3 protein-coding genes are annotated in these 3,495 nt (G+C 68.7%); all 3 read right to left on the reverse strand.

The genetic code is table 11. The annotated features are described in order from the left end of the window. Positions 1-2,049: BatA domain-containing protein (locus EN742_RS28385; protein WP_128333538.1), on the reverse strand; the 2,049-nt coding region annotated here is incomplete at its 3' end. Beyond that, entirely contained in the window at positions 2,046-3,050 is a 1,005-nt protein-coding gene (locus EN742_RS28390) for a DUF58 domain-containing protein (RefSeq protein WP_245455413.1), read from the reverse strand. The genes EN742_RS28385 and EN742_RS28390, both read right to left, overlap by 4 nt. Further along, positions 3,050-3,495 (reverse strand): MoxR family ATPase (locus EN742_RS28395; protein WP_245492411.1); only part of this gene is annotated, 446 nt, incomplete at its 5' end. The genes EN742_RS28390 and EN742_RS28395, both read right to left, overlap by 1 nt.

Consider the following 3,495-nt stretch of genomic DNA (forward strand, 5'->3'; position numbering starts at 1 on the left):
GGCCATGCCGATCGCGCACGCGCCGACGACGCCAAGCCCGATAAGCAAGGCAGCCGCCGTTGTCGCGGCGGCGCGGCGCGGCCGGCGCGATAGCAGGCCGCCCATCCAGAACACCGCCAGCGTATCGAGCACCATGAGCACCAGCGCCGCGGCGACGAGGGCGCCCTTCAGGTTGCGCGACTCGTCAAAAGCGTACTGGATGGTGGTCACCGGCAGCGAGACGTTGGGCCTCGCCAGCGGCGCAAAGGTGCTGGCTGCATCGAGCAGATTGTGGGCGAACACACCGGTCTCGGAGCCGTAAAGGCCCGGCGGGTTTTCGATCGTCACCGGCAGTGGACCGGGACCTGGCACCAGCGGGCGAGCGTCCGGGGTCGGCGGCACGAGCATGCCGTCTGCGGCGATCATGCGATAGGGGGCCAGCGAGGTGGCGGCGGCTTCGGCATTGGCGACCGCGGCACCCTGGTTGCGCGACAGTTGCACGATGCGCCTCAGCATCTCGACGAAACTGCCCGAGATCGGCAGGTTCGACCATGTCGCCTCGGGCGTGACGTGGAACAGCACCAGCGTGCCCTTGCCCTTCTTTAGCCCGGTCACCAGCGGCGTGCCGTCAGCCAGCGTCGCCCAGGTGCGCTCGACAATGTCGGGCGTCGGTTCGGCCAGCACCTGCCGGGTGACGGTCACCTCGGTCGGTGGTGCAAGATCGGCGAAGGCGCCATTCTTCGGGAATTCGGTCACGGGCTGCGGCGTCGTCCAGGACAGCGCGCCACCTAGCGCGCGTTCGCCGCTGCGCAGCCTGACCGGCAAAAGGTCGTCGTCATTGCCGGCGGCGGCCAGCCGCGAGCCGGCGAAACGCACCAGCGTGCCGCCCTTGTCGACCCAGTCGACCAGCTTAGGCCGGACCTGCTCGGGAATGGTGCCGACATCGGCCATGACGATCATCGCCGGCTTCTGGTCAAGCAATTGCGGGATGGCGTCGGCGAGGTCGACGCTCGATGGCTCGACGAGATCGGCAAAGGGCTGCAACGCACGACGGATGTAGTAGAGCGGCGACAAGAGCGGCTGCGCCTGGTCGGCCTCTGACTGCGACAAAAGCCCGACGCGGCGGCGCTTGGAGCTTTCGTCCAGCACCCGCAGGGCGCCGGCCTGATGTTCGCCGTCGAGCGCGATCGAGGCGAAGTCGTTGCGCAGCTCGAACGGCACGGCCATGGTGCCGGTGGCCATGGACTCGCCCGGCGAAAAGGTCAGCGTCGCATCGGCGATGCGGCGGCCCTTGTCATCGAAGGCGCCCGCGGTGACCTGCGCGGGCGCCGGATCGCCCGGCGCGCGTATGGCGGTCAGCGCGAAACCGTCGACCTGGTTGTCGGCGCCGGTCAGGCCGGTCAGCGAAATCCGGTCGGACGTGGCCCAGACCAGGCGCGCGGCGTTGCTCGACAAAAGCGTGTTGAAGGCGGCTTCGTCGCCTTGCCCGGCGAGCCCGTCGGCGAGCACGGCAACGCTGGCGCCGGGATGGCTCTCCAGGCTTGCCGCGACGCGGGCATAGACGGCGGGACGGTCGGTCGGGATCGGCCGCGGCTTGGCCGCGCGCAGCCGGTCGAGCGCGGTAGCGGCGTCGAAGGGGCCGATCTCGGCGTTGGGCTTTTCGGCGGTGAAGGCGATGATGACGGGCACGCCGTTCGAGCCGGCGTCGGCGATCAGCCGTTCGGCCGTGGCGACGCGCTTGCCCCAGTCGGCGGCACTTGCCCAGTCATTGTCGATGACCAATGCCAGGGCCGAGCCCTCTGCCGGCAGTTTTTCACGCGGATTGAAGACCGGTTCGGCAAGTGCGACGACGATGAAGGCCGCCATCAGCAATCTCAGCAGCGTCAGCCACCATGGGCTCTGCTGTGGCGTCTCCTCGCGCTTCAGGACGCCGGCCAGGATCTTCAGCGGCGGAAACACTTCCGTCTGCGGCTTCGGCGGGGTGAGCCGCAGAAGCCACCAGATCACCGGCAGCGCCAGCAGGCCCCAGAGCACCATGGGCGCACCGAAGGAAAGCGGTAGCCAGCTCATGCGCCGATCTTTCCGGCATGACCACTATGGACGGTCAGCCCGGTATGACTTGCGGTCAACCCGGTATGACCTGCGGTCAACCCGGTATGACCCATGGTCAACCCTGCATGACTGCCTTCGGCGGTCAAAGCCATGTGGATGCGCACCAGCGCTTCCGAGGCGAGGCGGTCGGTGTGATTGACGGTGAAGCTCCAGCCCAGCCGCCTGCACCAGCCGGCCAGTTCCTGGCGGCGGGCATTGTAAAGCAGGCGATACTCATCGCCGAACATCTCGGCGCGACCGGCGGTCAGCTTGTCGCCGGTCTCGGGATCGGTGAACTCGGTGCGCCCGGCATAGGGAAAGGTCTCCTCGGCCGGATCGGCGACCTCGATCAGGTGGGCGCGCACGCCGTGGCGGGCGAGCACGTCGAGCCAGGCCATGGTCTCCTCGACCGGATCGAGGAAGTCGCCGACGAGGACGACGTCGGAAAAGCGGCGGATGCCGGAGAGGTCGGGCTTTGCCGGCAGCGCGCCGGCATGGCCGAGCTGGGCGGCGATGCGCTCGGCGCCGTTGCGGGCGGTGAACGGATCGGTCAGGCCCGGCCAGGCGATGCGCTCGCCGCTGCGCGACAGAAGCTCGGCCATGGCCAGCGCCAGGACGAGCGCGCGCGATTCCTTGGAAACGCTGGCGCCGGCCGATTTGTAGAGCATCGACGGCGAGGGATCGGCCCACAGCCACACCGTGTGGGCCGCCTCCCATTCGCGGTCGCGCACATAGGTGTGATCGTCGCGGGCCGAGCGGCGCCAGTCGATGCGCGAGGAATCGCCTTCGACATAGGGTCGGAACTGCCAGAAATTCTCGCCGATGCCGCGCTTGCGGCGGCCATGCCAGCCGGCGATCACGGTGTTGACGATGCGACGCGCCTCGACCAGCAGGTCCGGCACCAGCGAGGCCCGCAACCGGCCACGGGCGAGCGCATCGCGCGTCGCAACCGGTGCCTGGACCTCGCCTATTCGTGCCATCAGATGCCTTTTGCCAGTTTCGCCACCACGTCACGCACAGATGTGCCCTCGGCGCGGGCGGCGAAGGTCAGCGCCATGCGATGTTGCAGCACCGGCTCGGCGAGCGCCCTGATATCGTCGACCGACGGCGCAAGACGTCCATCATAGAGCGCGCGGGCTCGGGCGCAAAGCGTCAGCGCCTGGCTGGCGCGCGGCCCGGGACCCCAGGCGACTAGCTTGTCGGTCTCGGCGTGGCCCTGGCCGGGGCGGGCCGAACGCACCAGCTTGAGGATCGCCTCGACCACGCTTTCCGGCACCGGCATGCGGCGGATCAGCGTCTGGATCTCCTTGAGCCGCGCCGGCTGCAGCACATTCTCGGCCTTGGCGTCCTCGACGCCAGTGGTTTCGAGCAGGATGCGGCGCTCGGCCTCGATTTCCGGATAGAGGATGTCGACCTGCATCAGGA

It is taken from the genome of Mesorhizobium sp. M4A.F.Ca.ET.020.02.1.1 (assembly GCF_004022645.1).
In the GTDB taxonomy this organism is placed as follows: domain Bacteria; phylum Pseudomonadota; class Alphaproteobacteria; order Rhizobiales; family Rhizobiaceae; genus Mesorhizobium.

Bases quoted from the DNA above. Each gene is read 5' to 3' on its own strand.
- EN742_RS28390 (WP_245455413.1), bottom strand. From the start codon at position 3,050: ATGGCACGAATAGGCGAGGTCCAGGCACCGGTTGCGACGCGCGATGCG.